This is a genomic window from Bradyrhizobium sp. 35 (assembly GCF_023073215.1).
GTDB lineage: Bacteria > Pseudomonadota > Alphaproteobacteria > Rhizobiales > Xanthobacteraceae > Bradyrhizobium > Bradyrhizobium canariense_D.
In genome coordinates, this window is the sequence record NZ_JADPJC010000132.1 from 24,877 (window position 1) to 30,876 (window position 6,000).

Genomic DNA, 6,000 nt, shown 5'->3' on the forward strand with positions numbered 1-6,000 from the left:
TCCGACGAACCACGCGTGTCTAGATGGGCTCACTCCTCCCTCTGACAGTATGATGTGCGGCCAGGCGTTGACCACGAACAGAAGCATGAGCTCGGCGGTGTGACATTAACTAGGGAGGCTTGACATCATTGGAGCCATTACAGAAGGGGTCTGTACCTAATTAGCCTCAGTGACTCTTTTGGCGGTATGATTATTCGGGAGCGATCCGGCCGAAGCGCTCGATCTCCTCGCGCATTTCTCGATGGCTATGTCGATGAACACGTTCCGCAACGCATCGTGCGAGTCATCTCGCTACACCGTGCGTCTCGTGCCACCTCTTTGGCAAGGTCGATGACCGCCCCGTGTGTATCCGGCTCGATCAGGTGCGGGCTCGACGCAGCCCCGGTAGCGGTCGTCGTGGCCTGACGGCGACTCAGGTCAGCGCTCGCCGATTTCCAATAGAGCAGGGTGGTTCTCCTTGAACCGCAGCGCACTATCGCTGCCCCCTTCACATCGCTTCGGCCCTCCCGCGGTGGCAATGAAGAGCGTCGGTCGTGACCGCGGCTCTTCAGCTGCAGAAGTTCCGGGACTTGAGGGCGTCGTCTACCTCATTCTTGTTCGGGGTCGAGACATTGGCGAGCCGCCAAGCGCGATTGAACCGCCCAGGCTGTCACCATGGCCGCCCTCGTAACCGTGCCGCAATGCCTCCCGTCTAAGCGATCACTCCGCGCCGCTGTTTGTTCTTTTCACCGCGGGCAAAGACCTTCATGAACTTGCGACCGGAGCCTCAAACGGCCCTTGGACCTGAAACTAGGTGCTGCCGATTCTTAGAAATCGTTCTCCAGCGTCAGCTCCCCGATCTTGGCATGCAGCGTACTGCACATCGATCGCGGGTAACGGCTTAGCGTTACCGTGACCTGGCCCGAACATATCGGCCGCGCCGCGTTCAAGCTGCGCTTTCCACGATCTGATCTGATTCGGCTGGACGCCGAACTGCTCGGCCACTGAGCCAGTGTTCGATCGCTCTTGACGGCGGCAAGCGCTACCTTCGCCTTGAGAGCCGGAGTGTGGTTCCGGCGTGCTCGTCTGCTCATCGTCTCTCTTGTCTCGCGGACCAATCTTGCCCGCCGTCAGGCAGAAACTCCACTTATTGCCCTGTTCAGATTTCGGGAGCCGGCTCTCTCTCTCTCTCTCTCTCTCTCTCTCTCTCTCTCTCTCTCTCTCTCTCTCTCTCTCTCTCTCTCCGGGCTCTGAGCATGCCGTATAGGGGAGCATTCGTGTCCTCACCGTGATGCTCGCGTTTATCGCTAGTGTTCTTATCGAGCGGGTGATTATCAGATCGATAGAACACGCGCCATTGCCGTCGCTCCTAATCGTATTCACTGGGCTACTGCATGCAGGCTTCACAAAGTTGAACGGGAACAGAGCGAGTCTTGGGCAAGTTGAAACGAGACTTCATCTCGTGACAAAAGGACTAGCGAGCGCGCGATAGGAAGGCAAGCGTCGCGACAACTGAAATTGCCGGGCGTCAGACTGCGACGTTCGGAAAGATGATGACGAAGTGCTCGTTCCTCGTATCGTAAACCATGCTAAAAAAGATGGGCGCTCTGTCCGGACCACTTATCTTGAAGCGACCTGCACGGATGTCATCTTGGTCTGGCCGCAACAGCGGTTGCGGGTCTAATCGCCATACTTTGTCTCCGCCGCTTGCCCTTCAGGGCTGCGAAATCTCCTCCTTCCGCGAACCTTGCTCCCTTCGTTCTGTCCGTCCTTCGTCAGGCCGAAATCTAGGTCGATGCGGAGGAAATATTCAATGGCAGATCACCCCTTCAGAAATATGGCGCTAGAGCTCTGGAGCAACAAGCGCCTGGTTCCACTGTTGACGATCTCAGCGCGGTGCAGCACTTCGCCTTTGAATCCTGGAAGTTGTGTGTTGCTGTAAGGAGTTGGACGGCAGACGTCATTCCTTCGCGGATGCGCGCTTCGAAAGCCCACGAACGATACGCCTAGTTTGCAACAGCGAAGGCGCGGATCGGTAGGCACCAGTTCGGGCTGGCGAAAGGCGCGATAAGCATCGGAATAGCTACCTGCTCATGGCTACCAAATATCAACTGATGGGGCGGCTCCAGAAGCATGCTGGCGAGCGTAACGTGTTGGCGAGGGGATACCCAACACGTTCTGTTCGATTTCTTCCATTTGGTGGCTAGAACCTGACGTTGAACTGGTGACGATCTGATCCAGCTATCGATTTGAAGAAGTGCCGATCCGCTGCGCTTCCCACATCTTCAGTATCATCTGATGGTACGCAGCCGATCAAGGCGTGGTCTTGCAGCTGGCACGCTGTTTGCTGGAAACGATCCGCTACGCGGGGCTGCGTATGAAGGACTAGCAACGAGCCGACGCTTGGCCGCCCCGCACCTTCTTGAGGCGGAGTGAATTCTCACGAGGTGCGAATTACGTATGAAGAAGTTGAACCTGCGCGATCGTCGAATAAATCATTTCAAAATGGTGCTATATAGCTCGATTCATATGTCTGGCGAAGTCATACGAATCTCCCTGGATGTCGCACGACCTTTGAACCGAAAGCCTCATGGGAGCGGACACGCGCGAGCAACGGCGCCCTGGTCGACTAGCAGCCTCTCAGGCGATCTGCCAAACCAGACGAGATCAAGACCTTGATGTTCGAGCACGAAGTGAACCGTCTTTCGCGACCAGAATCATTCAAGAACGCCGAGAGCGAATCGTTGCCAACTTGGGAACGCTGGACGCCCCACCGATCCTCGATGAAAAAGTCGGTTTGGTTCGGCTGTGGCGGGTTGGCCGAGAGGGACACACCCATCGTACCGTGTCCGAGCAACTGTGCCATCCCAGCGAGGGCTCACATCCAGAGAGGCACTCAATTGCTCATCGAGCAATTGTCCGTCCAGGGGTAAGCAAGAATGGCCCGCATGACCCGCAATGACAAGGTTTACCGGATGGCGGACGGTCCCACGTCCGCAGCGATCGAAGTCGACCACCTCTTCAAGATCTACAAGCAGACTCGCGCGGTCGACGGCATCTCCTTTTCGCTCCCGCGCGGCAGCATCACCGGGCTTCTGGGCGGCAACGGCGCCGGCAAGACCACAACTATCGCGATGATCATGGGCTTGGGGCTGCCGACCTCCGGCCGTGTGCAGGTCCTCGGACATCGGATGCCCGAGGAGAGCGCTGCGGTACTGGGGCGGATGAACTTCGAGAGTCCCTATGTCGACATGCCGATGCGGCTCACGGTGCGGCAGAATCTCACCATCTTCGGCAAGCTTTATGCGGTCAAGAACCTGCCGGGCCGCATCGCAAAACTGGCCGACGAGCTCGATCTTACCCAGTTCATCGACCGCGCCAATGGCAAGCTCTCGGCGGGCCAAAAGACCCGTGTCGCGCTGGCCAAAGCGCTGATCAACCTGCCCGAGCTGCTGCTGCTCGACGAACCGACCGCCTCGCTGGATCCCGATACCGCCGACTGGGTGCGGGCGCACCTGGAGCGTTACCGGCGGGACCACAACGCCACCATCCTGCTGGCCTCGCACAACATGCTCGAGGTCGAGCGGCTCTGCGACCGCGTCATCATCATGAAGCGCGGCCGCATCGAGGACGACGACACGCCGGAGGCGATCATGGCCCGCTACAACCGCACCACGCTGGAGGAAGTATTCCTGGATGTCGCGCGCGGCCGCGCGAACGGTGCGAAGGACGAGGCGCGATGAGGGGGCCCCTGTGTTTCAGCCGTCGCCCGGATGGAGCCAAGCGCAATCCGGGACCAGCCTATCCAGACGCGAGGACCCCGGATTGCGCTTCGCTCCATCCGGGCGGTGTCGCAATGATCGAGCTTTCCCTCCATCGCGGCATCTCGGTCAAGCGCATCGCCGCGATGATCCTGCGCTATTGGTATTTGCTGATGTCGTCCTGGCCGCGGCTGCTCGAGCTGCTGTATTGGCCGGCGCTGCAGGTGATTACCTGGGGCTTCCTGCAGCTCTACATCGCGCAGAACGCCAATTTCTTCGCGAGCGCCGGCGGCACCCTGATCGGCGCCGTCATCCTCTGGGACATCTTGTTCCGTGGACAGCTCGGCTTCGCCATCTCGTTTCTGGAGGAGATGTGGGCGCGCAATATCGGCAATCTCATGATGAGCCCGCTCAAGCCGATCGAGCTTCTGCTGTCGCTGATGATCATGAGCCTGATCCGGCTCGCGATCGGCGTCCTCCCGATGACGCTGCTCGCGCTGTTCCTGTTTCACTTCAACGTCTACGGACTCGGCCTGCCGCTGATCGCGTTCTTCTGCAATCTGATCTTCACCAGCTGGGCCGTTGGCATCTTCGTCTCGGGGCTGGTGTTGCGGAACGGCCTTGGCGCTGAGAGCATCGTCTGGACCTTGATGTTCGCGATCATGCCGCTCGCGTGCGTCTACTATCCCGTCAGCGTACTGCCGGTCTGGCTGCAATATGTCGCCTGGGCGCTGCCGCCGACTTACGTGTTCGAGGGCATGCGGGCGCTGCTGATCGAGAACACCTTCCGCATTGACCTGATGCTGGATGCGCTAGCCATCAATGCCGGCCTTCTGGTTGCATCTTTTGGGGCATTCCTTTCCCTTTTGCGCAGCACCAAAAAGAACGGCTCGCTGTTGTCGAGTGGCGAATAGAATGGCATAAGCGCAGCATACCGAACCACGACCTATTCGAGCCACTGGGCATGCAGGTCGCCGCGTTCGATGCCCTGATCGACAGTGCAAATGATCCGAGCGCACCAGCACGCCAGCTATCGGGCCTAAAAGGGAGTGAAGATCACGCCATTGGCCTTTCTATCGGAGGACTGAGCACCAAGATCAGAGTCGCTATCGATGAGATTGGGTTGCCAATTCTCCTGATGCGACCCATCCAGGCTCGTGATCTCGGCGCTCCATTGTTCCTGCCGGAGCCGTCTAAGGCCGGGAGCGGGTCCTCCCAACCAGCAGCAACAAGAAGCAACCGTTCTGTTTCAACAAGCGCCCGTGCGGTGGAGCATCGAAGCGCTTCAGCTGACCAATGGACTTCAGACGCATCGCAATCCGATACCAAAGCTTGCGCGCAACTACTTGGCATTTGTCTGTCTTCACCCTAGCATTAAAGTTGGTGCGCCGGCAGACCGGCAAGGAGTAGGTGGTGGAACTCCACTACCATGAAGGAGTAGCGATTCCCCCAGCCGTGCGTAGGCATCCGTGAGGGTGTCGGCGAAGCGTCGGCAGGGGAGTGCATAGGCCAGCCATTGAGCCGCGAAATAATGTTTTCCCGAGAGCCGACGCTGTCAATTGAGCGGAAGGCAACACGAAGGGGTGCGATATCGCGAGCGCCCAGTCGTTTCGGCGTGCTCGCAAACCCTGGCATGTGCAGAAGCTTCTTGTACAGGAACCGGGAGCTCTCTCCGGCCAGATGCTCACTGAGCAGCCTGGTCCGCGGCGGCAAGGCGAGGAGCCGTAGCCGTTGATGCACGATCCAGTGAAGTCTGAATCCGGCATAGTAGCTGCGAAGCCGTCGAACAAAGCCCGGCGACCGGTGACGGAGCTGGCGGAGCCAAGGCCAAGGGGAACGAGGGCCGGCAAAGCACGCACCGGGCACAGCACCCGGCTCGCGGTGACTGTGACTGAAATCGCCGTGCTCGATTGCCTTGTCAACGACAAGCCAAAAGCAAGACAGAAAGCGCTCTCGCACTATCTTATCAAGATCGCCCGGCTCGGCGGTTATCTCGCCCGCGCCAGCGATCCGCCGCCCGGCAATACCGTCATGTGGCGCGGGCTGTCACGCCCACCGAGATCGCGCTGGACGTCACGGTCGGGCGAGAATTTGTGGCTCGTTGAAAGCCGGTCAAGGCCGCCTTGCCGAATGAGGCGTGTTGTTGAGAACTGTCGTTATGGAGTCGTCCGTGAACAAGGCTCTAAGCGATTGAGCAGGAGTCAGTTTTCCGGTTGCGGCGGCATTTGAGATTGCAGGGATTGGGGGCTTGAGGCCCCCA

At 59.0% G+C, this 6,000-nt stretch carries 2 protein-coding genes and 1 pseudogene; 2 read left to right on the top strand and 1 reads right to left on the bottom strand.

What is annotated here, in order from left to right:
* Positions 1-809 precede the first annotated feature (809 nt).
* Positions 810-1,073 (bottom strand): annotated as a pseudogene (locus tag IVB36_RS26960) (transposase); the annotation flags it as partial.
* A gap of 1,854 nt (positions 1,074-2,927) precedes the next feature.
* Here IVB36_RS26960 and IVB36_RS26965 point away from each other — a divergent pair.
* The gene (locus IVB36_RS26965) at positions 2,928-3,722 is read left to right on the top strand and encodes an ABC transporter ATP-binding protein (protein ID WP_026233730.1); all 795 of its coding nucleotides are present in this window, start codon (positions 2,928-2,930) and stop codon (positions 3,720-3,722) included.
* Positions 3,723-3,835: 113 nt separating this feature from the next.
* On the top strand, positions 3,836-4,654 hold the full coding sequence (locus tag IVB36_RS26970) for an ABC transporter permease (RefSeq protein ID WP_018459078.1): 819 nt from the start codon (positions 3,836-3,838) through the stop codon (positions 4,652-4,654).
* Positions 4,655-6,000 lie beyond the last annotated feature (1,346 nt).

Excerpts from the sequence above, each read along its gene's own strand:
- IVB36_RS26970 (WP_018459078.1), top strand. The coding sequence starts at position 3,836 with ATGATCGAGCTTTCCCTCCATCGCGGCATCTCGGTCAAGCGCATCGCC.
- IVB36_RS26965 (WP_026233730.1), top strand. The coding sequence starts at position 2,928 with ATGACCCGCAATGACAAGGTTTACCGGATGGCGGACGGTCCCACGTCC.